This is a genomic window from Thauera chlorobenzoica (assembly GCF_001922305.1).
Taxonomy (GTDB): domain Bacteria; phylum Pseudomonadota; class Gammaproteobacteria; order Burkholderiales; family Rhodocyclaceae; genus Thauera; species Thauera chlorobenzoica.
In genome coordinates, this window is sequence record NZ_CP018839.1 from 302,997 (window position 1) to 326,983 (window position 23,987).

Annotated in this window: 23 protein-coding genes; 15 read left to right on the top strand and 8 right to left on the bottom strand. The window is 62.0% G+C overall.

Translation table 11 applies throughout. The features are described 5' to 3' along the window. Positions 1 to 100 precede the first annotated feature (100 nt). The 3 genes from Tchl_RS01440 to nhaR form a co-directional block, all read right to left on the bottom strand. The gene (locus tag Tchl_RS01440) at positions 101 to 589 is read right to left on the bottom strand and encodes an MgtC/SapB family protein (RefSeq protein WP_198158977.1); all 489 of its coding nucleotides are present in this window, start codon (positions 587 to 589) and stop codon (positions 101 to 103) included. Between the two features lie 259 nt (positions 590 to 848). Then, complete coding sequence (locus tag Tchl_RS01445) at positions 849 to 2,846, bottom strand: alkaline phosphatase D family protein (RefSeq protein WP_075149523.1); 1,998 nt, start codon at positions 2,844 to 2,846, stop codon at positions 849 to 851. Between the two features lie 142 nt (positions 2,847 to 2,988). Next, the gene (gene nhaR / locus Tchl_RS01450) at positions 2,989 to 3,897 is read right to left on the bottom strand and encodes a transcriptional activator NhaR (protein WP_075146816.1); all 909 of its coding nucleotides are present in this window, start codon (positions 3,895 to 3,897) and stop codon (positions 2,989 to 2,991) included. A gap of 263 nt (positions 3,898 to 4,160) precedes the next feature. Here nhaR and Tchl_RS01455 point away from each other — a divergent pair, with 263 nt between their 5' ends. The 4 genes from Tchl_RS01455 (at position 4,161) to Tchl_RS01470 (ending at position 7,489) form a co-directional block, all read left to right on the top strand. Beyond that, positions 4,161 to 4,799, top strand: a complete 639-nt coding sequence (locus Tchl_RS01455) for a hypothetical protein (RefSeq protein WP_075146817.1) — start codon at positions 4,161 to 4,163, stop codon at positions 4,797 to 4,799. A gap of 142 nt (positions 4,800 to 4,941) precedes the next feature. Beyond that, positions 4,942 to 5,586, top strand: a complete 645-nt coding sequence (locus tag Tchl_RS01460; RefSeq protein ID WP_232311636.1) for an exopolysaccharide biosynthesis protein — start codon at positions 4,942 to 4,944, stop codon at positions 5,584 to 5,586. A gap of 77 nt (positions 5,587 to 5,663) precedes the next feature. Further along, entirely contained in the window at positions 5,664 to 6,068 is a 405-nt protein-coding gene (locus Tchl_RS01465; RefSeq protein WP_075146819.1) for a hypothetical protein, read from the top strand. A gap of 434 nt (positions 6,069 to 6,502) precedes the next feature. After that, the gene (locus Tchl_RS01470) at positions 6,503 to 7,489 is read left to right on the top strand and encodes an SdiA-regulated domain-containing protein (protein WP_075146820.1); all 987 of its coding nucleotides are present in this window, start codon (positions 6,503 to 6,505) and stop codon (positions 7,487 to 7,489) included. 337 nt (positions 7,490 to 7,826) lie between these two features. Here the strand turns inward: Tchl_RS01470 and istB are convergent, their stop codons facing one another. The 5 genes from istB to Tchl_RS17655 form a co-directional block, all read right to left on the bottom strand. Then, a complete protein-coding gene (istB, locus tag Tchl_RS01475) occupies positions 7,827 to 8,561 on the bottom strand; it encodes an IS21-like element helper ATPase IstB (RefSeq protein ID WP_075146821.1) in 735 nt (244 codons plus the stop codon). 11 nt (positions 8,562 to 8,572) lie between these two features. After that, positions 8,573 to 10,111 (bottom strand): IS21 family transposase, encoded by a 1,539-nt coding sequence (gene istA, locus Tchl_RS01480; RefSeq protein ID WP_075146822.1) that lies wholly within the window; start codon positions 10,109 to 10,111, stop codon positions 8,573 to 8,575. 662 nt (positions 10,112 to 10,773) lie between these two features. Further along, positions 10,774 to 13,020: a PDDEXK family nuclease gene (locus Tchl_RS01485; RefSeq protein ID WP_075146823.1), complete on the bottom strand. Its 2,247-nt coding sequence runs from the start codon at positions 13,018 to 13,020 to the stop codon at positions 10,774 to 10,776. 7 nt (positions 13,021 to 13,027) lie between these two features. Next, positions 13,028 to 13,990, bottom strand: coding sequence for a restriction endonuclease (locus Tchl_RS01490; RefSeq protein ID WP_075146824.1), 963 nt, complete (start codon positions 13,988 to 13,990; stop codon positions 13,028 to 13,030). Positions 13,991 to 14,060: 70 nt separating this feature from the next. Continuing rightward, positions 14,061 to 15,209, bottom strand: coding sequence for a competence protein CoiA family protein (locus tag Tchl_RS17655; protein WP_146060770.1), 1,149 nt, complete (start codon positions 15,207 to 15,209; stop codon positions 14,061 to 14,063). An 11-nt stretch (positions 15,210 to 15,220) separates the two neighbouring features. Here Tchl_RS17655 and Tchl_RS01495 point away from each other — a divergent pair, with 11 nt between their 5' ends. The 11 genes from Tchl_RS01495 to Tchl_RS01545 all read left to right on the top strand — a co-directional run bounded on the left by Tchl_RS01495 (position 15,221) and on the right by Tchl_RS01545 (position 23,982). Beyond that, a complete protein-coding gene (locus tag Tchl_RS01495; RefSeq protein ID WP_146060769.1) occupies positions 15,221 to 16,351 on the top strand; it encodes a hypothetical protein in 1,131 nt (376 codons plus the stop codon). A gap of 370 nt (positions 16,352 to 16,721) precedes the next feature. Beyond that, entirely contained in the window at positions 16,722 to 17,315 is a 594-nt protein-coding gene (pilL2, locus tag Tchl_RS01500) for a PFGI-1 class ICE element type IV pilus protein PilL2 (RefSeq protein WP_075146826.1), read from the top strand. Next, positions 17,312 to 17,977: a hypothetical protein gene (locus Tchl_RS01505; protein WP_075146827.1), complete on the top strand. Its 666-nt coding sequence runs from the start codon at positions 17,312 to 17,314 to the stop codon at positions 17,975 to 17,977. The genes pilL2 and Tchl_RS01505 overlap by 4 nt, the downstream gene beginning before the upstream one ends. A gap of 14 nt (positions 17,978 to 17,991) precedes the next feature. Continuing rightward, complete coding sequence (locus tag Tchl_RS01510; protein ID WP_075146828.1) at positions 17,992 to 18,723, top strand: TIGR03759 family integrating conjugative element protein; 732 nt, start codon at positions 17,992 to 17,994, stop codon at positions 18,721 to 18,723. A 32-nt stretch (positions 18,724 to 18,755) separates the two neighbouring features. Then, the gene (locus tag Tchl_RS01515; protein ID WP_456300373.1) at positions 18,756 to 19,319 is read left to right on the top strand and encodes a transglycosylase SLT domain-containing protein; all 564 of its coding nucleotides are present in this window, start codon (positions 18,756 to 18,758) and stop codon (positions 19,317 to 19,319) included. Then, the gene (locus Tchl_RS01520; RefSeq protein WP_083945093.1) at positions 19,316 to 19,891 is read left to right on the top strand and encodes an integrating conjugative element protein; all 576 of its coding nucleotides are present in this window, start codon (positions 19,316 to 19,318) and stop codon (positions 19,889 to 19,891) included. The genes Tchl_RS01515 and Tchl_RS01520 overlap by 4 nt, the downstream gene beginning before the upstream one ends. A gap of 4 nt (positions 19,892 to 19,895) precedes the next feature. Continuing rightward, on the top strand, positions 19,896 to 22,097 hold the full coding sequence (gene traD, locus Tchl_RS01525; RefSeq protein ID WP_075146830.1) for a type IV conjugative transfer system coupling protein TraD: 2,202 nt from the start codon (positions 19,896 to 19,898) through the stop codon (positions 22,095 to 22,097). Beyond that, positions 22,094 to 22,843 carry a TIGR03747 family integrating conjugative element membrane protein gene (locus Tchl_RS01530; protein WP_075146831.1) on the top strand — a complete coding sequence of 250 codons (750 nt, stop codon included), beginning with the start codon at positions 22,094 to 22,096 and terminating at the stop codon, positions 22,841 to 22,843. The genes traD and Tchl_RS01530 overlap by 4 nt, the downstream gene beginning before the upstream one ends. Positions 22,844 to 22,965: 122 nt before the next feature. Continuing rightward, complete coding sequence (locus Tchl_RS01535; RefSeq protein ID WP_075146832.1) at positions 22,966 to 23,364, top strand: integrative conjugative element protein, RAQPRD family; 399 nt, start codon at positions 22,966 to 22,968, stop codon at positions 23,362 to 23,364. Continuing rightward, a complete protein-coding gene (locus Tchl_RS01540) occupies positions 23,361 to 23,594 on the top strand; it encodes a TIGR03758 family integrating conjugative element protein (protein ID WP_075146833.1) in 234 nt (77 codons plus the stop codon). Before Tchl_RS01535 ends, Tchl_RS01540 begins: the two co-directional genes overlap by 4 nt. 16 nt (positions 23,595 to 23,610) lie before the next feature. Beyond that, the gene (locus tag Tchl_RS01545; protein ID WP_103893849.1) at positions 23,611 to 23,982 is read left to right on the top strand and encodes a TIGR03745 family integrating conjugative element membrane protein; all 372 of its coding nucleotides are present in this window, start codon (positions 23,611 to 23,613) and stop codon (positions 23,980 to 23,982) included. The last annotated feature ends 5 nt before the right edge of the window (positions 23,983 to 23,987 follow it).

The window sequence follows — 23,987 nt, forward strand, 5'->3', positions numbered from 1 at the left end:
GAGGCTAGGGGGAGCAGGGCTCTCAACGTTCAAATTGCGGGGCGCGCCACTTCTGGCGTGTCCCGCTCGAATGCAGGCGGATTTCACTTTGCCGCCCACTTCACTTTTTACTTTTTATGCAATCTCGTACGATCCAAGGAACTACGGAAAGGACGAATAGGGCTACAAGAGTGCTCAGGACGGCAGTCGATTCCCTCCCCATTCCTGCAGCCACGCCGATCGCTGCCGTTACCCATATGCCTGCCGCCGTAGTCAACCCCTGGGTCTCCACTTGTTTGGTTCCCAAAATTATGGCTCCGGCCCCAAGGAACCCCACCCCGGCGATCAGGCCCTGCAACACCCGAGTTAAATCTGCGGTTGATGCCCCGGCTTGTTGGGGAATGAGGACGAAGAGTGCCGCCCCGATAGCAACCAGCATATGCGTTCGCACCCCCGCACTCTTGCCTTGGGACTCCCGCTCGTACCCCAGTAAACCGCCAAGGGCCGCAGCAACCAGAAGGCGAAGTGTGATACGTGTAATCTGCGTCGCATCTGGGATATCGGAGAATTCCGACAGGACGGTATTCCATACCTCTTGCCACATGCTCATAGCCCTCGCTGTCACTTCTCGTTTTCTGTGCTTTGTCCAGTTCCTTCACGAGCCCGCCTAACTTTCCATTCTGGCTACAGTTACTCGTCATGAAATCAGGGCACCAGACAATATGTTCTGCAGGTTAAATTTTAAAAAATGCAAACTACGCGCAATCCAAAATAAGGCAACATAAAGACTATCGACCGCCGGGATACTGGGGCGATCTGACCCATGTGTCACGTAGGCAGATAAATCTCATGCCAGCGCGGTGAACCGTTCAGTCCCAACGTGACTCTTCCTCACGGCGCGAGAAGCTAACGATCTGCCCGCCGCTGAGCAGCTCGCGAATGCGCCAGGGAACGCCTTCCAGGTCGAGTTCGACCAGACCGATACCGCTACCGTTGAGCAGCCGACGACCGTGTGGGATGCCATCGGGCTTACGGGGAATCACCCGCATATGACGACGCCGTGTGAGCCAGTTAAGCGGCGACCGAGGCGCGTAAAGCCAGCGGTTGGCACGGTCGAGCACGTCCAGCAGACGGGGTGGAAAACTGTTGCGCAGCCCACTGCTCGTAATCTGCCAGATGTCCGGTCCACGCACCTGACCACGCAGTTCGACATCATAGACGAAGGAGTAGTGAACATCGCCGGACAGCACCACGAAGTGCTGCGGTGTCTTGGGGTGGCGGAAGATGTTGAGGATCGTGTTGCCGGCCCCCGCATGGGCCATCCAGTTTTCGGCATCCACCAGTAGGGATTGTCCGCACCAGGAGAACACCCGCTGAATCGACTCGATCAGCTTAACGCCGAAGATCGGTGCCGGCGACACCAGCAACACCGCGGGCAATCCCTTCAGGGTCTGTTGCAGATCGGTCAGGGCTTCCCAGTCCATCAAGCCTGAAGGCTTGCGGGCTGCCGACTCCGAACGCCAGCGATGGGTGCGACCGTCGATGACCACGAGCGGTGGTTGAGTTGGCCAAGAGTAGTGCCAGCAGTCGAAGCGCAACAGGCGGTCGATCAGCGCTTCGTGCGCCTCCGCTCCTGGGGTATCGAGGCTACTCTGAACCTGATCCATCAGCTGCCCATCGAACGCATCCGGGCGATTGCCCCAGGCTTGGTTGATCAGATACCCGAACACGGCGTTGCCAATGACCCGCCGTGAGAATGGGTGTCCGTAGGCCACCTCCTCCCATTCGCGACTCAGGTTCCAATCGTCGGTGATGTCGTGATCGTCAAAGATCATCGCCGTCGGCAGATGGGCAAAAAGCCGTTGAACCGCAGGCAAGCCTGCGACGAACTCCTGAATCACATCCAGTTCGGTGTGGTACAGCTTCAGCGCGCCGGCATCCAGATTTGCGGGCGGCGTCAGATCGATCTGCGACCACAGGGCCGGGGACCAGACCAGCAAATACATCGCCAGCACCTCGCCGAGCGAGATCAGATGGTTGTGGGCGCTGTCGGTCGTAAATACTGGCTTTTCGACACCACCAAACAGCACCTCAATCAGTGCGTAGTTGCGCGGCTGACGCGGCAACAGGGTATCGCGACGGTAGAAACCGGCCGGATGGCGGTAAAGGAGCTGCGCGGTGGGAGCTCCAATCAGCTCGCCACCGGCCAGCGGTTCATCGGGCAGGCCGAGCCGGGCGATCACCTGCTGAATCGCGTGCAACATCGGGCCGGCCACATCGTCGGCATAAACCTGATCCCCGGTCATCATCAACACCGATGGCCAAGCGGGCCGCGCGTCTGGCGCCTCCGATACCGGTACCTGCCCAGTGCACAGCGTATCCTGAGCGAGCAAACTTTCGAGCAACTGGTCGGCCTCGATCAGGCCATCCCCACCAGCATGATGTGGCTTGCGGCACGATCCATGCAGCAGGCTACGAATGCGCGATGGCAGCACGAAGCCGGGAGACCGTTTACCGGGGTAGCACAGGTCGGGGGCCCAGTCCGCGCACTCAAGCCACACGCCGTCGATAACCGACAGTCCTTGCAGCGCTATGGTGTAGCCGATCCAGCAATCCTGTGGCAAGGGCTCTTCGAGTCGGAGATCTATCAACAGATAGTGCAGATGCATCCCGGCCGTCAGAATCCGGCAGCCCGGCTCACCGGGGGCCATCTTCAGATCACGTGACTTACCGACTTCCGGATTGATCCGGATCCGCAGTAGGGCGGGCTCACGCACCGCCAGCCAGTACACCAGCCGTGTCGGTGTGCATTGCCGCAGGATGGGGCCGGCCAGCAACCAGGGTATGGAGGGGAGGGCATCAGCCATGTCTTGGCTCGCCGTTAAGCCCAGAATCACACGGTATCACGTCGTTTTTTAGTGGCACGCAGATTCAACCCAGTTCATTCGTTGTCGTATTCGGTGAATCCATTGTTCATCAAACTGCAGAGCGACTTCCGACTGGGCAAGATCAATCTGTCGGTTGAGTAGCACCGGGAAACAGCGCCACGCGGGCAGAGTCCATGACCGTCATGATTGCAGGGTGGCTGATCCGTCGTTCAGCGGTAATTGCCCAGAATACCTCATGAAGGTCCTCAACCTGGCCGATGCGTCGGACCTGGTAACGCACACAAATTTCATCTGCAAGTATGGCGGGAGCCGGAAAAAATCCGGCGCCGGCCTGCCCAAAGGCTTTCATCAGTGCGCCATCATCGAACTCGCCCATCAGACGCGGCGTCAGGCGCTGGTCGTTCAACCAGCAGTCGATATAGCCACGAATCGCCGCGTGAGATCCAGGCAATAGCAGCGGCGCATCGTTAAGACAGTCCGGAAACTCGCGCAGGTCATCGCACAATGACTCAGCCCCGAAGAAGGCCAGTGCACTTTCACCCAATTTGTGGCTATGGCCGCGAATAGCCAAGCCGGATGGCATCGGGCGGTCTGCCACGAGCATATCGATCCGCTGTAAGGCCAGTTCGGCCAGCAGCATCTCCAGACTACCTTCTCGACATACCAGTCTGACGGGGTCCGGCAACTTCCCGACCGGTGCCAGCAAGCGGTAGGCAAATGACTTCGGGACAACGTCCGTAATCCCCAAGCGCAGAACAGGCATTGGACTTTGCAGACTTTCAGACAGAGCCCGCTTCATTTCTCCACCGAGATGCAGAATCTCATTAGCGTAGGACAGTGCAAGACGCCCCGCCTCTGTTAGCTCCAGGCCACGACCGACCGGGCGAAACAGGACTGCCCCCAAATCCTCCTCGAGGTGTCGGATATGTCCACTGACGGTCTGAGGGGTGAGACTGAGTTGCTCCGCCGCCCGGCTGACGCCACCGAGGCGGGAAACGGTCCAGAACACATGGAGGTGTTTAAGGTTCATAAAAACATATCGGATTTTTCCGAGATATTGTTAACCAGAATTCGTCTTTATCAAAGCCCGCGCAGCCCTTAACTTAAGCGTGTGTTCATCCTCAACGGGGCGGGTAATGGAAAATGGTGGAAACGACAAGCGCTGCCCACTGCACATCCCCTTGTCGCGGGCGCACGATGTGGTCAGGGACAAGGTTGCTGCCGATCTGGAACGCCGCCTGTCCAGACCAAGAGCGTTCCGCCCGACCCCCCTAATCCAGCCGGAGATATAAAGTGAGCTTGATCACGAACCCCCTGTTGCGCAGCCTGTTGAGCGGCGTCTCTTCCATCAGTCGCCGAACCTGGATCTTCATCACGGCCACTTTGCTTGTGCTTATGGTGGTGATCATGTGGGCAATGGTCAGCGCTGCTGGTTGGCTTTTTGGCATGGCGCGGGAGGGTGTTGTTGCGGCGCCAGAGACGGTTCGGTCGGCCACCGCACAAGTCGAACAGATCATCCCAGGCGTTCAGGAAACCGTTCGGTCGGCCAATGCCCAAGTCGCACAGATCATTCCTGGCGTCCAAGAAACACTGGGGGCACTGCTGCCGACGCTCACGCCCGATTTACCTTCCCGCGATGTTTCGGGAACCGATCCGGGGCCGGTTGCCCGCTTTCCTGGTCTGGTGCGAATCGAGTGGCAACGTGCCGAACAGCAAATTCAGGTGCGCTACCAAGGCAGGGCTAATTTTACGGATGTGATCGCGCACTATGCGGAAGCGTTTGCCGAGCAGGGCTATCAGCAAAACCTTCTGTCAGCCACATCCACGGAGGAGCGTCACGAGTACATCAAGGACGGCGAGCGCTTCAGCTTGATTTTTTCAGTCCAGGAGCGCGATGTTGTCACCGTCGATCTGCGCGCACTCTCTGCATGAAAGTGCACACCTTGCACGGGTAAGTGACCGCACCTCATGTCGTCACTAAGCTTGTGGGCGAAGGCAGGCACAGTGCCCTATTGATAGCGGGTTGCTCCCGATCAGTACATGGTCACTTCTGCGAAACAAGACCATCAAACCAATGATCAAGTCGGAATTTCTGAAGCACAGACGACGGGCTGCCGTTGAACGGATTGCCAGGGCGCACCTGACATCGATGGACGGTACGATGGCTGATGCCGTTGGCCAGTGCAACCGGCAACGGCTGGTCTGGCTGGGTTTGCTGGCAATGCCGCTGCTTTTTCCGGTCGCACTACCCGGCATGGCTTCAGTGGTCGGTGCTTTTTGCCTGTTGATCGCTTTCGGGCTGTGTAACGGTGAGCCGGTGCGCTTGCCGGGTTGGCTCGCCAACCGGGAAATCAATGGTCGCGCCACGATGCTGCTGAAGGGCATGATTAACCGGGCCATCAACATCATCGCGTTGGTGGGGCGTCCCCGCATGCTTTCCTTGAGCAACAAGCCTGCCCGAGTGCTGAACGGGTTGGTGCTTTCCGCCGCAGGACTATCAATGATGGTTCCGGTCCCCATCATCAGCTTTGACAATGTACTGCCTGCGCTGGCCATCGTCTTGATCTCCTGGGGTCTGCGTCTCCGAGATGGCCTGATGCTGCTGGTCGGCTATCTGGTCACTCTAGCGGCTGTCGCTTCGGTGATACTGCTCTGGTGGGGAGGCACCCTGGCCGCTACCGAATTACTCTCGATGGCAGGGCTCACTTCCAGTCGGTAGTCGCCAGAACTTTAGCTGCGGATTTGAAACGAAGAACGAAAACTCCAGAACCAACCTCGATAGAGAGCATCACCGACATGAAAACGATTATCTGGTCCCTATTCATCCTGATTCTGGCCGTCTGGACGGGGATGACATTGCTCACTGTGCATCTCGTTGACTGGATAGCACAGAGCTTTGGCGCCACTCTGCCAAACGATCTCGGCGCAGTGCTTAACACCATACCGGTACCGCCCTTGTTAGCGCTGTGGATTGATGCCGCCTGGATACAATCGATTCACGCCGGTCTTGTCGCCTTCATCGAAGCGTTAACCCAGACCGTGCCCTACTTTGCCTCGGCCATCGATTGGCTCAGCCCACTGATTTGGGCAATCTGGGCTTTGGGTGCGATTGCCTTGCTCATTCTTACGATTGTCGGGCACTGGCTGGTGGGTTCGTTGCTTACGCCAAGCAGAACTAACCAACGCAGCGAAGCGAGCTGACCCTCAACAGTTTAAGCCCAAGGTTTCTTGAATGGCAGAAACTCATAGAGACTCGCCTGGGCTATAGCTCAAGCAGACTGGTTCAAAGGACGAGGAGCCCGAACTACCCTTTCGGCTGGTTGCGAAGTTCAGCAGTCGATCAGATGGCAGCTTCCTGAAATCGTCGAACGATAGCTGCTACTGCTCGCCATCGAGGCCGACACGCCGGCGGAAATAGCCCCCCTGCAAATGCTGGCTGCACGAATGGGGCTTGAGTCGTCGCTGGCCAACGTAGTTCACGCTTCGGTGGCGGCAGGCTGATCGACGGACGCCCCGTTTTAGCAACTGACAACCTCAAGGGTGCTCGGTCAACTGGAAGCCGCCGATGCTTTGGCCGAGGCGAACAATGCGAGCGGGTTAAACGGGCGCCCGTCGACCATATTTTTGGCGTTGATATGATTCCGAGAAAGCGCTTGAACATATGTGCGCCGCGCCGCCTGATAGGCGCGATTGCATTGCTTTTGCTCCTTGTCGTTGGTGTGGGGGCCTGGCAGACCAAAACGCTGGCCCTGGCGTGGTTTTGGGTCCAAACCCGTGCCGAAGCCGAGCACTGGCGTGAGCATGGCGTCTGGTTGCCTGATTACTGGGCAGTCGTGGACGGGCTTTCCATTGAAGGCATATCCGATAACGCGTCCGGTCTGACATGGAGCAGCGCGACAAACACGCTATTTACGGTCATCAATGGACCGCCGGCAGTGGCCGAACTCAGCGCCGATGGCGTGCTGTTGCGCAAGATACCGATCGAGGGAGCTAGAGACCCGGAAGGAATCACCTATGTTCGCGACAACGTTTTCGTCATAACCGAAGAGCGTGATCACAAGTTGTACAAGGTGACAATTGACAACGATACGACTCATCTCGATATACGTGAGGCGCCTCATCTTGGTATTTCGATCGATCGGAGCCGAAACCTCGGTTACGAGGGTGTTTCCTGGGACGATGCGGGTGGTCGCTTGTTCATTGCCAAGGAAAAATCGCCGATGCGTGTCCTCATCGTCAGCGGTTTTCCGGACATAGTCGCGGACAGCCCGTTCCAGCTTCGGATATCGGAATGGAAATCGCCAGGGGCGAGTACGTTGTTCATGACCGACCTGTCCTCCCTGACCGTGCATGAGCCGACTGGCAACATTCTCCTGCTGAGTGACGAGTCTGCGCTGATCGTGGAGTACACCGTAGAAGGCAAGCCGGTGAGCGTATTGCCAATCTGGCGCGGCCGTCATGGTCTATCGCGTCGCGTACCGCAGGCTGAGGGGCTGGCGGTGGGGCCGAACGGGGACATATTTGTGCTTTCCGAGCCAAATTTGTTCTACCGATTCGAGCGCAAACACCCTGCAAGATGGGTACAGATCGGCAAACCGGCGTCATCTGACAACGTGGAGTGAGCACTTTGGGGATCGATCTTTCTTCGAGTTCTGAGCGGCGCGTGTAGGCAGTGCGTATTCCAAGCAAACTGGACAGCCATTCCACGTCAAACTGGACACGCATTCCACGCCAAACTGGACAGTCGGCGCGTAGCGACGCGGGGGTGATGGGTTTTACTCCGGGCATCCCATTCGGGTCAAGCGCCGGACCTGCCGACGCTCATGCCTTTGGTCTTTTTGGTCGCCGGTTCGGCGTGCGCTGCAGCGTTATCCACGGTCGCCCGCCAGACTGCGGCTCGTTCATAAGCAGGCAGGCTGGCGGGCGACGGTGGGTAACGCGTCGGGTGGGGCACGGCGCTCATTGCGGCTTGCCGTTCTTGCGCAGTGATTCGCCATCGAGGTCCAGGGTATGGGCCTGATGCACCAGACGGTCGAGGATGGCGTCGGCCAGGGTCGGCTCCCCGATGGACTCGTGCCAGTGCTTCACCTTTAGCTGGCTGGTGATGATGGTCGAGCGAGCGCCGTGGCGGTCATCAAAGATCTCGAGCAGATCCCGACGACCTTCATCGGTCAGCGGGGCCAGGGCCCAGTCGTCGATTACCAGGACATCGGTCTTGGCCAACTGCGCGAGCGACTTCGCGTAGCTGCCGTCGCCACGCCCCATCGCGAGCGCCGGCAGGAGCCGGGGCAGGCGCACGTAGAGTGCGCTGTGGCCTTGCCGGCACGCCTGGTTGGCCAGTGCGCAGGCAAGGAAGGTCTTGCCGACGCCGGTCGGGCCGCAGATCAGGATGTTCTGGTGCGCCCCCACCCAGTTGCCGCTCATCAGGCGCGCGAACAAGGGCCGGTCGAGCCCGCGTGGATGGCGCAGGTCCACGTCCTCCGGGGTGGCGGCTTGCTTGAGTTTGGCGCGCTTCAAGCGCGCCGCATTCTGGCGTGACTCGCGCTCTGCCGCTTCGCTGTCGACGAGCAGGCCGAGACGTTCGTCAAACGAGAGCTGGTCGATCTCGGGGCTCTGTGCCTGCTGGGCCAGGGCGCGGGCCATGCCCGAGAGGCGCAGTTGATGGAGTTTGTCGACGGTCGGATGATTGAGCATGGTGCGTGCCTTCAGTGGTAGTAGCCGGGGCCACGCACATTGGCGTGATCCAGGGGTAAATTGGCTTGGGCCGGGGCGCTTGCGACCCGCTTGTCCAGACCGTTCTTGAGGATCGATTTCAGGCTGCTGTAGGAGGTCGCGCCGATGGCAACGGCGCGTTCGCAGGCCGCCTCCAGGCGGTCATCCCCGACGCTTTTACCCAGGCGCAGGATGCCCAGACAGGCCCTGAACGCCTGCTGTGGGTGGTGGCGCTGATGCAGCAAGCTTTGCACGACGGCCTTGGCATAAGGCCCGATCCGTTCGGCCCATTCGATCAGGCGCGGCGCGCTCCAGCCCTGGACTGCCTGATGGGCCGGGGTCATGTGGGCATCCACAGTGGTGTGCCGGCCGCGCAGATCGGTGCGCACATGGCTGGCGATGCGCGCACCGCGGTGAAACAACTCGACCGTGGTGGCGGTGAGGCGCACATCGATCTTCTCGCGGGCAAAGCGGTACGGCACCGAGTAGTAGTGGCCGACGACCTCGACGTGATAGTCGATGCCGACCTTGGCCACTTTCCATTCGGCGAACTCGTACCGGGTCGCCGGCAGCGGACGCAAGGCGGGCCGGTCCAGTTCGGCAAAGGCCGACTGCCGGCAGCCGGGCAGCTTCTTGAAGGCGCGCGTGTTCAGATCGCTCATCAGCTCGGCGATGGCCCGGTTCAGTTCGCCCAGACTGAAGAAACGCTGATGACGCAGGCGGGCCAGCACCCAGCGCTCGACCACGAGCACGCCCCCTTCGGCCTTGGCTTTATCCTTGGGGCGACGGGGCCGCGCGGGGAGCACCGCCGTGCCGTAATGGCGGGCCAGGTCGCGGTAAGTCGGGTTGAGCTCGGGATCATAGAAGCAGGCGGTGGTGACGCCACTCTTCAGATTGTCCGGCACCAGCAGGGCGGGCACGCCCCCCAGATACGCGAGGGTGCGCACATGGCTGCCGATCCAGTCGGGCAGGCTCTGGCTCCAGGTGGCTTCGCAGTAGGTGTAGTTCGACGCCCCCAACACGGCGACGAAGATGGCGGCCCGATGAATTTCGCCGGTCATCGGATCGATCACCTCGACGGTGGGACCGGCGTAGTCGATGAACAGCTTCTCGCCCGGGGCATGGGTCTGACGCATGCTCACCGAGAGCCGCCCGACCCAGCGCCGGTAGTGGTCGCAGAAGCTGCTGTAGCGGTAGCCGTCCGGGTGCTCGGCCTTGAACTCCTGCCACAGCAAATCGAGGGTGACGCCCTTGCGCCGCAGCTCGCGATGCACCGCGGGCCAATCGGGCTCGGGACGCTTCTGGCTCGACGGCGCGGTCGGCGCATACAGCAGCGCCTCCAGCCCGGCCTCGCTCATGCCGGCCGGTACCGGGTAAGCGAGCCCACATTGCCGGGCGCGGCGAAGGATCTCGCCGACCGTCGTCGGCGAGGTTCCGACGACCCGGGCGATCTCACGATGGCTACGGTCGCCCTCGTGGTGCAGCCGTAGGACTTCAACAATCTTGCGCATGGGTAACCTGCTATTGGCCATGTGGTCCTCGGCAAACTTGCCGAGGGTGCCACGGTTACCCCGCGCGCTACGTTATTACGTTTGACTGTCCAGTTTGCGCTGGAATCAGTGTCCAGTTTGCCGTGGAATCACTGTCCAGATTCGCGTGGAATCACTGTCCAGTTTGGTCTGGAATACGCAGGCAGCACTGTTATCGCTCAATCGGCGCCTCTTCCTAGCCTTAAGCCATGGCTCAGCAATACTCACTCAGCACCCGATCTGTTCGACTCCTCCACTCAGAAACCTGCCGCTGATTCACCGATACGACGAATGTCTCTTGTGGGTCGATAGGGTGAGTTCGGGGTATCAGAGACCTGCCGTTCAACCTCGTTTGAGCGCTCGGCGACCGGTGTCGACGACATTGCCGCCGCTCGCTGGGCACAAGCTGAACGGCCCCTTCGGCCGAAGCCCGGTCATCGGCGCTTGCCGACCGAATCGGAGCGCAGCCCCAAGGTCCGCTCCGACCGAGAAGGAGATGCTCGGTGATCAATGAGACGCCTCGGTTTTATGCAAATATAGTAAGCGAAAGTGCGCCTCGGTATCCGACGTAAAAGCGGCCGCTCCCCAACTCGTGTGGTTCGGGGCAAACAAACTACCGAACGGGAATACATGATTGCCCGCGGCGTGCAGCGGTGCATGCCCCGTTATGCGCACACATCCTCCCACACCCTACCATTCTCGATTACTTCGACAAAACCCGACGCTTCGAAACCGCCCGGATAGAGCATCGCACGGCTTGCCGCCTGGGTCGCTTCCAGCGCCCCCCCGAGTTTCGCCCTCTCAAGGATGCGGCTCGGGTCATTTAGCAAATGACGATCGTCCCGGAGCGCAATGAGAACCTCTTCCAGCGACACCTTCAGGAAGCCGTCGAACCGTTCGTGGTCGCATTCGATCGAGGTATCGACGATCCAACCGATGATCGAACCAAGCTCGCTTGATTCGGCGACACCCAACAGTTGAGTCAGATCGGAAGTTCGTTCCAGCGCTGCACGAACCGCAACGATCTTCCGGCGAAGTTGCTGACCCGCTTTTCTCAGGGTTGTGGTCGCGTGCAGCCACGCGTCACGTTGTGATCGACGCAGGTAACTGGACTTCACCTCCATGACAATGACCACACCCTCGCGAACACAGATCAGATCCACTTCTCCGGGATTGTCCGTGCCCTCAATCGGCGGATGCCAGTTAGCAGCGACCCTGAATCCTTTCTCGGCCAGCAGCTGGCCCAGCCGCTCCTCGATTCGTCTCGTTTCCGCCTGCGCCTCGGCCCGCCGTGCGCCCAGGCGGCGCAGACTGTTGATCGCCGCAGTGCTGTTGTTCTGAATGCCAACAACCCACGGCAGCTGAACCAGAATTTGCCCCTGCTTGATGAACGGACGCTCCAAAAGCTCCGGCTGGAGGAGCGATTCACCGCTTCGAAGGCGCCTGCCCACCGCGCCCCAGTCGATCGTCCAGAAATCTAGGATCGCCGCGGCCATGTGCGGGTTTCCCTTTGGAGATTCAGGGGTCACGGTCCAGCCAACGATATTGGCGATCTTCGCTGCGCGGTCGGACCAGGTCAGCGGAAACCGATTCTGGAACCCACCGGCCAGCCCCTCCAGAGCCATCAGCCTGAGGGCCTGGAGGCAATGCCCCGACCTTTCCAGATGGCCCACATAAGTCAGCAGGAAATCTCGCTGAAAGAACGCCGACGTCAGTTCCAACGACAGTAATGCCTGGAAAAGGTTGACCCGCGCCCCCGACTCGGCCGTCACAAATTCTTCTAGTCCGTACGCCTCGGTAAGTCGCAATCGGGTCCGAATCGCCTGGATGTAGGCGAGCTGGTTGGCTGCCTGGTTCTCGAGACGCCCCATTGGTGCCTCCGCCATACCTGACGCAACAAACTCGTCCAGCGCACGATAGAACCAATAACCATGCAGACGCTCGAGTTTGGCGCCATCCCTCCACCATGCAGCCCGCCGATCGGGATCGACCACTTCGATTTCCAGATGATCGCCACACCGAACAAAACGGATCGCGTCATCGTAGCTAAAGGCATCCGCGGAGCGGGAGATAAAGCTGTTCAGCTCTACCTGGTCCAGGAGCAAGCGCTCAAACGCTTCCCGCAGGTCATGCCTTGCTACCATTCCCGAATGCGACGGGAAGAGGAATGGCGCCAGATGCATCGCTACGGAGGCATGTATATGGTCTTCGGTCATCGCCAGTGCCGAGTCGGGGGCCGTTTTCAGTTTCCAGTGCAGTAGGTCGTTGATGGCATCCCACACCTCCTGAGCGGATGCTGTCTCTTCTGTCCTCGCATCGGCACCAAGCTGCGGCAGGTGCGGCACGAGGTGCTCAAAGGCATAGAGACTCGCATAGATCAACATCTCGAACGGCAAGAGCTCATCCAACATATGCTTGCCCATTTCAACTGCGGCAAGACGCTGTCTGTAGGCGAGATCAAAAATATCGAGGACGCGGCACAATTCGGCAATGTCCGGCGACGATGCAGCCAACTGATCGAGTTCCGAGCGTCGCGGCGAATGCTGTCGCAGAACGAGGCCGGAGTATCGGACCGCATTGCAGATGGCCTCGGGTGCCGACGACGCGAGTTCCGCTAACAATGCCGTGTTGGCCGTCCGCTCTTGCGTGAAGTATCGAGACAACGCCAGCGTGAAGGTCTTTGACTTCCACGATTCGAGCGGTATCGCTTGGACGAGGTGGCTGCTCCAGAACGCTAGGTTTCGGTCGGCACCGGTAAGTCGCGTCTTCTTGTCTCGCTGACGCGGCTTGCCGTCGAGGTAGTCCTCGACCACGGCGAGCGCTGCGATCTCCGACGACTGTCCGTGCTCGGTCAGGCGCGCGTAGAGCTTGTCGTATAAGTTAAGCGCCGTGTCACGATCCGCCGTTGTCATCGTCGCCTCAAGCGGTAGATTGGGCCGACGCCGCGCGCATCGGGATCGTCGCGCGACACTTCGGGTAGCGGATGCAGCCCCAGAATCTGCCGCGCGCGCTGTCACGGGCAGCCATTTTCACCCCGCAGCTCGGGCAGGTGGGGGTCGTCCAATCGCCCTCCGTCGCGAACGCCAGCAAAGCCTGTCGCCCCGCCTCCGGAAGGCGCTCCAGCATCGCAAAGATCAGCTTGCCATTAAGGAGGGTGATTCCGTTCTCCGCCGCGAATGTCCGAGCATCGTCAGTAAAGCCATTCGGCGCCATGAAGAATCCTTTCTCGACCTTCTCGTGTGCCATCACGCCGCGCAGCTCCCGCACGGGCTTGACGCCGACGGCCTGACTCCACGCCTTGCATTGAACCACCGTGGTACAACGCGTCGGTTGAGACTCATCCTGAAACAGGCGAATGTCGACGCCGCCGTCAGCACCGAGGCGGGTTGTTTCGGCGCGAATGCCCTTCACAAGATAGAACTTGCAACACAGATCCTCGAATCGCTTCCATTCCATCATATCGATGACTTTGGGCGACCACACCGTAGGCTTGACCTCCGAAGATGATGGGCATTGCGGCGACAGGGTAACGGCGAGGAGCGCTTTATCCAGCGGCGACAGCGGCGGGCTCGTACGCGCGCTCGGCTCAGCACGGCGCGACGCGGCGGCGGGTTGATCGGGCACCATCGAGGAATCCGGCCGTTGCTTCATATAGCGCAGCAGGGAGATGCCGCCAAACACGGCTGCCAACAACCAGGCGAGCGATTTGAACATGGTCATCAGCGGAACCAGCACGGGTTTTCCCCCAAGAAATCCGGGGATGATCAAACTGGCGAATAACACGCACACACCAGCCATGCCGGCCGAAAGCTTCCAGTCGGAAGTCAGTGCGAATTCGAGCAGGCCGGGGGAGCGGCGGGATCTACGGGAGCGACGAGTCATGATGTGATGGTATTTGATACACGGATTCAAGGGACAGGAAGATACATGACAGCTGCACAGTGCGGCAGCGCTATAGATCAGACGCAGGTAGACCCTCCGCTGCAGTGCTGCGCGCCAACGCCGAAAAAAAGCGATCCAACTGCTCATGACACTGCGGGCCACGCACTTCACGGGTTCCGGCGATCGCGAAATCGACGCAATGCAGCCCGGCAGAACGGGCGAACTCAGACAGTGCTGCGTCATAGGCACTTTTGCGGCCGCCCGGACTGCGCCCACCAATGGTCACCCAACACGACCCATCGCCGTGCGGATGCCGCCGGAGAAATGCGACCGCACCGGACAGTTCGTATCGCGTCGGCTCCGGATAAACCTGCGCGATAAAGGCAAGCCGCTTGGCGGGATCTCGCGGAATCAAGCCCATTGCCGGGTCAAATACCAGCGGTGCCCAATCCATGGCCTTCGATCCAGCGCACCCGCTAAGCACAGGGTCCGGCGCTTCTCCCTCGTGATCGTGCGCAACGCCAGTCCATGGCACTTCCATACGGGTAAGGGGGCGCGCACTCGCCTCGCTATCTTCGCGCAGTTGCCGTCTAAGCCTCGCCTCTTCAACGTGATACGCCCAGCGCTGGATCCCGACGTCGGTCCTCAACGCATGCTCAAGCGTCGCAAGGGTCCAAGAACCTTCGCGATGCATCCCCGCCAGGTCAAACTCCAAGGTTGATATCGCGTGCCGCCCAAGCCGAGCGCGCTTCGAATCACCAACTGCATGCGTCACCAGAATTTCAGCCCAGATTGTTTCGCCTTCAGCATGCATTACGACATCCGGACGCACCCGATCGCGCCCCCAGTAAGTGGCGCCGCGCATGTCGTCAGGCAACTCGCTCGACCGGATCGAGATCACGCGCCCCGGGATCGACGCCCGTCGGCCTGCCTCCTCGACCAATAGCGCAGGCAGTTCAATCGTGCACCACCCAGCAACGAGCTGTCTCGCTGCCGCATGCAATGCGCTCTCGCGTCCACCGCCGCACAGCCCTGTGGCGCGACCGGCAACGTAATGGGCAAAGTGGTGGCGGTTTTTACGCCCCTTTTTTGCCTGCAGCAGGGCGCCGCAGTGGGCGCAGACGCAGTCGCATGCCAATCCCCGTGCGACCATCGTGACATCGACCATATGGCCGGTCTTGCGGGATAGGGCAAAATCCAAACCTTCGTCATTTTTCATTGGAATGCTCCATGAGTGCCAAGGACACACCCATGCTCCATGCCGAGCACCAGACAAACGAGGGAAGACTCTGGGAAGAGTCCGGAGAGATCCCGGAAGGTGATGAATCTAAGCCACTTTTTTCGCAGGCGGCGTTACTGTCTTACGCCGCTCAGGTCGGCGCACAGGCGGCTGCCGATTGTCGCGAAAGCGGCTGGAGAGGCGATTGGCTGGTGTTGCTGCAGGCGCTGTGCGCCCTGACGGCACGACATGCCGAATCCGGCAATCCTGCGCCGACGTTTACTGCTGAGCGTCTTCGCGAGGAGATCGCGCAGATTGTCGGGACACCTGAGACCCAGTGGTGGCTCGGTGACACGGACTCGGCGCGAAAGAAGTTCACCAACGCATGGAAGACACTCGCCACCGATTTCCCACGTTTGGGTGAGAACCTACGCGGACGCGCCATCAAAGGCGGCGTGCCCGGGATGATCACATTGGCAGAGCCCGAACGGCTCGGCACGACCAACGCAATGGGGTACGGACTTGCGGTCTTGGCGCTGGACCTCCCGGTGACAAGGGCCAAGCCAGCCACCTCGCCGTCCGCGCAACCAGTCAGCTTGGCGGGCACACCTGCGTTTGAGATCGACTATCAGGAGGAAATGGAGGTCTATCCGATTCCAGGTGTTCGACGCCCACTGAGGATTTCGCTCCCCGGCTGGCGTGGGATGCTTGTCGTGGCGCCCCTTTTCGGGGCACTAGTCGTAGGCGGTTTTCTCGCTTGGCTGCTGTTTACCCTGTGGATGTCCAATGAACCGCCGCGCGTCCTGTTCCAATGGACCATTCTCACCGGCATCATCGGTGCGATGTTGGCCTGGTTCTGCCACCCGTTCCACACCCTGCTCAATAACCGCATCGTTCGCGCGCCGACCGTGCTTGAGGCAATGCTGCCCCTGGGTCACGTCCTGGTGCTGCGTCGCGAGGCGGACGACCGTGTGTTGCGGATGGTGCGCTTCACCGCGCATTGCCCGATCTGTGAAGGCGAGATCACCATCGAGAAAGGCCGACGACAGCACCGGGGACGTCTGGTCGGCGAATGCGGCCGCAATCCAGTGGAACACGTTTTCAGCTTTGACTTTGTGACGGCAAAAGGGCGACAGCTATGAGGTCTTTACGGGCAGCGCAGCGTTAATTGCCCATGGCCATGAATTGAATCATTTCCCCGCATCACAGCCGCCCCGGTTCCGCCATCAGCGATTCATCCGCACACGGACGCAGCAGGACCCGCATGCCGTCCGCGCTGTCGGCATCCAGCCAAACGTCCAGCGCATGGCCGTGCCCACAGGGGCAACAGGCCGAAGGTGCCGACGACGCAGGACCACCCGCCCCCATCGGGCGGCTTGTAGATCAGCGGCGCGGGGCTCCCAGGGTACCTGACCGGCTCAAGGAATCAGATCCAGCGCATTTCACATTCTTTGCTGTCCCCGTTGGGGCATGCAGCGAAGGTATCGGCTCATCGCAACAGAGAGCCGACCCATGCCAGCACTCCACCTCTTTCGACGCCAGGTTGCCAGCGGTCTGCTGGCCGCAACGGCGGCAATTAGCGGCTGCGCCTCCATCGGCGAGCCGGTCGTCCTGCCCGATGTTCAGGAGGCGGACACCGCACCACAGACGCCCACGCATGAATTTATTCCGGTCGTGCGCTACGGGCGCTACACCCTTGTGGAGCTGGTCGCAACGGCGGCGCAGCGCGACTTGCTGCTGCAGGTGGTGGAGGTGGTCATGCCCGAGGATGCCCGCACCACGGTTGCCGACGGCCTGCGCCACGTGCTCAAGCGCAGCGGCTACCGGCTTTGCGAGCCGACACCAGCCATTGCCGACCTGTACGCGCTGCCAATGCCTGCGGCGCACCTGCACCTCGGCCCGCTGACCCTGCGCGATGCGCTGCTGACCCTGGCTGGCCCGGCGTGGGACGTGAACGTGGATGACCGGGCACGTCAGGTCTGTTTCGCCCACACAGGCGAAGCACCCGACAGCCCGGCTGCGGACGCGGCCGCCGTTGCACCAGTCACCGCGCCCACCGCTGGGGCGGCTCAAACCTTTCCCCTTGCTTCGGGAGAACAGCCATGAACGCGCTTTTCCCCGGCACGCCGCGCTCGCGTGCGGTGGCCGTGTTTCATATCGTTCTCTGCACGTGGCTGATCGGCTTGAGTGTGTTGGTATTCATCAGCCTGCGGATGACGGACAGCCTGGCGCAGCAGGATCAACTCGATCTAGCGCAGCGGCAGCAGCAACTGCTGGAGACCCGTCTCACGGCGCTGGCCGAGAACCTCCAGGCGCTTCGCGCACTGCCGCAAGCCGCCACGGTGACGGTGCTGCAAAGCACCCGCGAATCATTGGAGGCACGTTTGGCCGCCGTGGAGCAGGCCGTATCCGCACTGGCGACGGCTGATGACGTGGCGGTATTGCGTACGGCAGTGGAACAGATCAATGCTCGGCAAGCGACCACTCGAACCTCGACCAAAGCCCGGCCCCGCGCCGCACGGCCTGTGGTCACGGCTCCCAAGGATGAGCCGCTGCCGTTCCGGGTGATCGCCGCGGAGTTGCGGGCAGGACAGCGCAGCGTCTCGGTGGCCCCCTTGGCGACATCCCCCTCGGGGCCACTGTCCGCCGACCAGCTTCAACCTGTGTTGCCTGGCGAATCGGTCGGCGCTTGGCGTCTCGAAGCCATCGAAGACCAGACGGCGGTGTTCCGCTCAGGTGAGCAGACACGCCGCCTGGCGATTCCTTGAGCGGAGGCCGCTCCATGAAACAACTGATTACCTTGGCGGCGGCCCTCCTGGCCGCGTTACCGTTTGCGGCGGTGGCGCAGCAGGCATCAACCGCACAGTCCCGCGTTGCGCAAAGCCAGATCGAGCACAGCCAGGAAGAGCGCCTGGCGCACGAATGGGGACTGCGCACCGAAGAGTGGGCGCGCTACCAGCAACTAATGCAGGGGCCGCTGGGCATTTATTCGCCCAATCTCGACCCGCTTTCCGCGCTCGGCGTGGAGGCGCGTTCGGACGAGGAGCGCCGCCGTTATGCGGAACTCCAGGTGCAGGCCGAAGCCCGCCGAGTCGAGAAACTGCTGGCCTACCAGCGTGCCTATGACGACGCCTGGCAACGGCTGCAACCTGGTGCCCAGCGGGTGAACATGCCCGATGCCTCGTCGGGACGGGCTAGCAGCCCTGCCAACAGCGGCGTGGCGGGCAGCGGACGAACGGCGGTCTTTGTGCGCGACAACTGCGCGCCATGCGAGCAGGCCGTGCAGCGCTTGCAGGCGATAGGCAGCACGTTCGACATCTACGTCGTGGGCAGCCGCGCCGACGATACCCGTATCAGGGACTGGGCACGTCGCAGCAAGATCGACCCCGCGCGGGTGCGCACCCGCACGATCACCCTCAATCACGATGGCGGACGCTGGCTGTCCCTCGGCCTGCCCGGCGAACTGCCCGCCGTGGTGCGTCAGGTCAACGGTCAATGGCAGCGCCAACCGTGACCCTGCCGCGCCCGCTGGCAGCAGGCACGTCGATGGCACTGCTGGCCGCCAGCCTGGCCGCTGGCAGCGCGCACGCACAGGAAACCCCGCCACCGGCCTACCAGTTGGCCGCCAAGCGCGCAGGCATTCCTTCCTCTGTGTTGTACGCAGTGGCCCTGCAAGAAAGCGGTGTGCGCCGGGATGGTCGCCTCATCCCCTGGCCGTGGTCGCTCAATGTCGCCGGGCAGTCGCGCCGCTACGTCAGTCGTGCTGACGCATGCGCGGGGCTGCACCAGGCGCTGCGGCAGGTGCCACCCACCCGCGTCGATGTGGGCCTGGGGCAGATCAATCTGGGCTACCAGAAGCATCGCTACACCCAGCCCTGCGATGTGCTCGACCCCTACGCCAACCTGGCCATGGCCGCCGAGATTCTGCGCGAGCAGCACACCCCGGGCGAGGACTGGCTGTTGGCGATAGGCCGCTACCACCGCCCGGCAGGCGGCGAGCCCGCCGCGCGCTACCGGCGCAGTGTGTCTCAGCACCTCGACCGGGTGCGGGGCACGGGCCGAACGACACACCACGTCCTGCAAAGCAGCCACAACGAGACCGCGCCATGATTCCTTTCCCCCAGATCGCCCGCCGCTGGATCATCCGTGCCCTGCCGGCCCTGTGCGCCTTGGCTGCGCTGCCGGTGCCGGCCGCCGAACCGCTTATCGTGGTCGAAGATCACGGCGGCACTTCGGCGTTGCCGTACTACGAGGTGCTCAACCTGCAGCCACGCCCGGCTGGCGGTGGCAAGCCATCCTTCGCCTTTCCTGCGCAGACCTCACCGATGCCGCCCATCACCCCCAGGCAGGCCAGCGAAGCGGACATGCTGCCAGTGCGTAGCGCCAGGCTGACACCGGGCACCGTGGTCCGCCGCGTGATCGAAGCGCCGGGACTGCAAGCATTCTTCCTGGTCGGCGATGACGAGGCGTCGCACGCCTGGCTGCGCCGCCATGCGGCATCCCTGCGCGAGCGCGGTGCGGTGGGTCTGGTGGTCAATGTCGCCAGCGCCGCTGCGCTCGCGCGTCTACGGGCGGCAGCGCCCGGCCTGCAACTCGCTCCCGTTGCCGCCGACGAGCTGGCCGAGCGCCTGGGCGTACGCCACTACCCCGTGCTGATCACCAGCACTGGCATCGAGCAATGAAGCCATGGCGCAGACCCAGCCGGTTGAAGTTCTGTTGCGCCCAGCGGTGGAGCTATACACCGCTGCGGTTTGCGCCGGCGCCGCGTTTCTGTCCGTGGTGGCCCCATGGGCGCTCGCGCTGAATCCGGTGCTGGGAATCGGCAGCGCGCTGGCATTCTCGCTGTTCGGCAGCATTCGCCTGCACCAGGCGCTGGGAATTCTTCGCTACCGCCGCAACATCCGCCGCTTGCCGCGCTATGTGATGACCAGTCGCGACGTGCCGGTCAGCCAGCAGCGCCTGTTCATCGGCAGGGGCTTCCAGTGGGAGCAGAAGCACACGCACCGGCTGATGCAGACCTACCGGCCCGAGTTCCGGCGCTATGCCGAACCGACCCCGGCCTACCTGCTGGCCCGGCGCCTTGAAGAGCGGCTGGAGTTCGCACCGTTTCCGCTGTCGCATTTGACCCGGCTCACGAGTTGGGATGTGGCTCTCAATCCCGTTCGACCCTTACCGCCCGTGGGGGGACTGCCGCGCCTGCACGGTATCGAGCCTGACGAGGTCGATGTCAGCCTGCCATTGGGCGAGCGGGTCGGGCATTCCCTGGTGCTGGGCACCACGCGCGTGGGCAAGACACGGCTGGCCGAGTTGTTCATCACCCAGGACATTCGGCGCAGGGATGTCCTGGGCGAGCATGAGGTGGTGATCGTGTTCGACCCCAAAGGCGATGCCGACCTGCTCAAACGCATGTACGTCGAGGCCAAGCGGGCTGGGCGTGAGCGCGAGTTCTATGTGTTTCACCTGGGCTGGCCAGATATTTCCGCACGGTACAACGCCGTGGGGCGCTTTGGGCGCATCTCGGAGGTTGCTACACGGATCGCGGGGCAGCTTTCGGGGGAAGGCAATTCGGCGGCGTTCCGCGAGTTCGCCTGGCGCTTCGTCAACATCATTGCCAGGGCGTTGATCGAGCTGGGGCAGCGGCCCGACTATCTGCTGATCCAGCGGCACGTCATCAACATCGATGCGCTGTTCATCGAATACGCCCAGCATTACTTCGCCAAGACCGAACCCAAAGCCTGGGAAATCATCGTCCAGCTCGAAGCCCGACTAAACGACAAGAACATCCCCAGGAACATGATCGGGCGCGAGAAGCGCGTGGTCGCCCTGGAGCAGTACCTCTCGCAGGTGCGCAACTACGACCCGGTGCTCGATGGCCTGCGCAGCGCCGTGCGCTACGACAAGACCTACTTCGACAAGATCGTGGCATCGCTGCTGCCGCTGCTGGAGAAGCTCACCAGTGGCAAGATCGCCCAGCTTCTGGCCCCAAACTACGCCGACTTGGCCGATCCGAGACCGATCTTCGACTGGATGCAGATCATCCGCAAACGCGCGGTGGTCTATGTGGGCCTGGATGCGCTGTCCGATGCCGAGGTCGCTGCGGCTGTGGGCAATTCCATGTTCAGCGACCTGGTGTCGGTGTCCGGGCACATCTACAAGTTCGGCATCGACGACGGCCTGCCGGGTGCCCGCGCCGGGGACAAGGTGCCGATCAACCTGCACGCCGACGAGTTCAACGAGCTGATGGGCGATGAGTTCATCCCCATGATCAACAAGGGCGGCGGTGCGGGTATCCAGGTCACGGCTTACACCCAGACCCTCTCCGACATCGAGGCGCGCATCGGCAATCGGGCCAAAGCCGGTCAGGTGGTGGGCAACTTCAACAACCTGTTCATGTTGCGCGTGCGCGAGACTGCCACCGCCGAGCTGCTGACGCGGCAGCTTCCGAAGGTGGAGGTGTACACGACCACGGTGGTCAGCGGCGCGACCGACAGCTCGGACATTCGCGGGGCGACGGATTTCACGTCGAATACGCAGGATCGCATCAGCATGTCCAGCGTGCCGATGATCGAGCCGTCGCATGTGGTGAGTCTGCCCAAGGGCCAGTGCTTCGCGCTCATCCAGGGCGGTAACCTCTGGAAAGTCCGCATGCCGCTGCCCGCGCCCGACCCGGACGAGGTCATGCCCAAGGATTTACAGCAACTGGCCGGATACATGCGCCAGAGCTACACCGAAACCGGTCAGTGGTGGGACAGCATCGCAATTCCTGGCCTGCAAGAGCAGCCCTTGCCTGCGGATTTGCTGGATGCCTCGGAGCACGATGCGACCCCCGACCAGGATGAAGCCGCTGCTTCCGCGCCGCCAAATCCGCCTGATGAGGCGCAGCCATGAGCGATACTGCCTCCACGGCCAAGCATCAGCAGGCCCAGCGCCCTGGCCTGATTCTGAGCATGCTCACCATGCCGTTCCGCTTGTTCGGGGTGCTGGTCGGGTCATTGCTGATCTCCATCGTGTTCGAATGCGTGGGCATGCACCTGTTCTGGAAGGATCAGGGCTGGCGTCATTCCCAGGCCATGCTGCAATACGAGTTGTCGCATCTTTCGGGCCACTTCACCCGCAGCGTGGTCGTGCAGGAGCCAGGGCGCACGGCACACCATCTGGTGGATACCGGCTACCGCTGGGTGTTCGTGAAGACGGGGCTACTGGAGCGGGTGAACCGCACCGCAGAGCAGGCCAGAGCGCCCAGCCAGGGCAGCGGGCGGGACTTCCGGTACTACATCAGCCAAGCCTACGTGTGGGCCGAGAAGTACCTGATCGCGACGGCCTTCACGACACTGACCTTTCTGGTCAGGCTGCTCGTGCTGATCCTGACGCTGCCGCTGTTTTTCATGGCAGCCTTCGTCGGCTTTGTCGATGGGCTGGTGCGCCGCGATGTTCGCAAGTTCGGCGCGGGCCGGGAATCCGGCTTCGTCTATCACCGGGCCAAAGCCTCGCTGCTGCCGCTGGCCGTGCTGCCGTGGGTGGCGTATCTGGCCTTGCCGATCTCAATGCACCCGCTGCTGATCCTGCTGCCCAGTGCGGCGCTGCTGGGGCTGGCGGTGAATCTGACGGCAGGCAGCTTCAAGAAGTATCTGTAACGCCTCTCGTACCGCAATGGCGATGCCATCAATCCGGGCCGCCCTGAGTTCCTATTGTTTGCAGCACGCACCGCTGACCCTCGCCACGATCACGCCATTGCTGATCTGACGAGGAAGGTGCGATGGAGCATTCACTTCGATCCCGCGCCGCCGGCCGTGGCGCGCTGATCCTTCCGTTGCTGGCCTTTGCGGGGACGGTGGGCGCGCTGCCTTTGAACGCATGGGCCGACACGCCCATGCAGCGCCAGGAACTGAGCGCCGCCCTGCGGCAGGTTCAAGCTCTGGAACGCCTGATTGAGACGAGTGCCGCATCTACGCCTGGCGAACCCGGCCAGCGCTACCACTTCGACTATCCGCGCCTGCGTGCCGATCTCGAACGTGTGCGCGCCGGATTGCAGGACTACCTCACGCCGCCCCGCGCCCAGCCCCGAGATCCGGCAGAGCTGGCGGGCCAATACCGCCTGGAGCCCGGCGCTGCCCACGAAACGGCAGCGGAGGCAAAGGCGGGGGAGCGGCCATGAACAGCGCCCAGCTCATAGCCTTCCAGGCCAACAGCGGCATCACGCCCTCCGTGATGGCGACCGCCCTGGTCGGCGTGGTGTTCGCCGTGCTGCTGCTATGGGGCGTCTGGGCCATCCGCACGGCCTACGTCGGCTGGGCCGAGAACCGCATCAACCAGCGTCAGTTCCTCGGGGTCATCGTGCGCTTCCTGGCGATGTACGTGGTGCTGACTTTTTTCCTCCTCTCCTGACCTGAAGGACGCGACCATGAAGACCCACCTTGATTCCCGCTTTGTTCCCCAGCGCCTTGCCAACCGCATGGTGCTTGCCGCCAGCGTCTTCGCGCTGCCCGCACTGTCGTTCGCCCAGGGTTTGCCCACCCTGGAGAACCCCTCCCGTGGTACGGGCAGCGGCATCATGCAGACGATCCGCAACTACGGCTACGACATCGTGCTGCTGGTTGCGCTGCTCGTGGTGGCCTCCATGTTCGTCGGCGTGTGCTACCACGCCTATGGCACCTACGCGGAAATCCATACCGGCAAGAAGACCTGGGGCCAGTTCGGCCTCACCGTGGCGATTGGCGCGGTGTTGCTGGTGATCGGCATCTGGCTGCTCACCGAAGCGACCGGCATCCTTTGAGGTCG

What these genes read in the sequence shown, in the direction of transcription:
- Tchl_RS01440 (WP_198158977.1), bottom strand. Translation starts at nt 589, where the DNA reads ATGAGCATGTGGCAAGAGGTATGGAATACCGTCCTGTCGGAATTCTCC.
- Tchl_RS01445 (WP_075149523.1), bottom strand. Translation starts at nt 2,846, where the DNA reads ATGGCTGATGCCCTCCCCTCCATACCCTGGTTGCTGGCCGGCCCCATC.
- nhaR (WP_075146816.1), bottom strand. Translation starts at nt 3,897, where the DNA reads ATGAACCTTAAACACCTCCATGTGTTCTGGACCGTTTCCCGCCTCGGT.
- Tchl_RS01460 (WP_232311636.1), top strand. Translation starts at nt 4,942, where the DNA reads ATGATCAAGTCGGAATTTCTGAAGCACAGACGACGGGCTGCCGTTGAA.
- Tchl_RS01465 (WP_075146819.1), top strand. Translation starts at nt 5,664, where the DNA reads ATGAAAACGATTATCTGGTCCCTATTCATCCTGATTCTGGCCGTCTGG.
- Tchl_RS01470 (WP_075146820.1), top strand. Translation starts at nt 6,503, where the DNA reads ATGATTCCGAGAAAGCGCTTGAACATATGTGCGCCGCGCCGCCTGATA.
- istB (WP_075146821.1), bottom strand. Translation starts at nt 8,561, where the DNA reads ATGCTCAATCATCCGACCGTCGACAAACTCCATCAACTGCGCCTCTCG.
- istA (WP_075146822.1), bottom strand. Translation starts at nt 10,111, where the DNA reads ATGGCCAATAGCAGGTTACCCATGCGCAAGATTGTTGAAGTCCTACGG.
- Tchl_RS01485 (WP_075146823.1), bottom strand. Translation starts at nt 13,020, where the DNA reads ATGACAACGGCGGATCGTGACACGGCGCTTAACTTATACGACAAGCTC.
- Tchl_RS01490 (WP_075146824.1), bottom strand. Translation starts at nt 13,990, where the DNA reads ATGACTCGTCGCTCCCGTAGATCCCGCCGCTCCCCCGGCCTGCTCGAA.
- Tchl_RS17655 (WP_146060770.1), bottom strand. Translation starts at nt 15,209, where the DNA reads ATGAAAAATGACGAAGGTTTGGATTTTGCCCTATCCCGCAAGACCGGC.
- Tchl_RS01495 (WP_146060769.1), top strand. Translation starts at nt 15,221, where the DNA reads ATGAGTGCCAAGGACACACCCATGCTCCATGCCGAGCACCAGACAAAC.
- pilL2 (WP_075146826.1), top strand. Translation starts at nt 16,722, where the DNA reads ATGCCAGCACTCCACCTCTTTCGACGCCAGGTTGCCAGCGGTCTGCTG.
- Tchl_RS01505 (WP_075146827.1), top strand. Translation starts at nt 17,312, where the DNA reads ATGAACGCGCTTTTCCCCGGCACGCCGCGCTCGCGTGCGGTGGCCGTG.
- Tchl_RS01510 (WP_075146828.1), top strand. Translation starts at nt 17,992, where the DNA reads ATGAAACAACTGATTACCTTGGCGGCGGCCCTCCTGGCCGCGTTACCG.
- Tchl_RS01515 (WP_456300373.1), top strand. Translation starts at nt 18,756, where the DNA reads ATGGCACTGCTGGCCGCCAGCCTGGCCGCTGGCAGCGCGCACGCACAG.
- Tchl_RS01520 (WP_083945093.1), top strand. Translation starts at nt 19,316, where the DNA reads ATGATTCCTTTCCCCCAGATCGCCCGCCGCTGGATCATCCGTGCCCTG.
- traD (WP_075146830.1), top strand. Translation starts at nt 19,896, where the DNA reads ATGGCGCAGACCCAGCCGGTTGAAGTTCTGTTGCGCCCAGCGGTGGAG.
- Tchl_RS01530 (WP_075146831.1), top strand. Translation starts at nt 22,094, where the DNA reads ATGAGCGATACTGCCTCCACGGCCAAGCATCAGCAGGCCCAGCGCCCT.
- Tchl_RS01535 (WP_075146832.1), top strand. Translation starts at nt 22,966, where the DNA reads ATGGAGCATTCACTTCGATCCCGCGCCGCCGGCCGTGGCGCGCTGATC.
- Tchl_RS01540 (WP_075146833.1), top strand. Translation starts at nt 23,361, where the DNA reads ATGAACAGCGCCCAGCTCATAGCCTTCCAGGCCAACAGCGGCATCACG.
- Tchl_RS01545 (WP_103893849.1), top strand. Translation starts at nt 23,611, where the DNA reads ATGAAGACCCACCTTGATTCCCGCTTTGTTCCCCAGCGCCTTGCCAAC.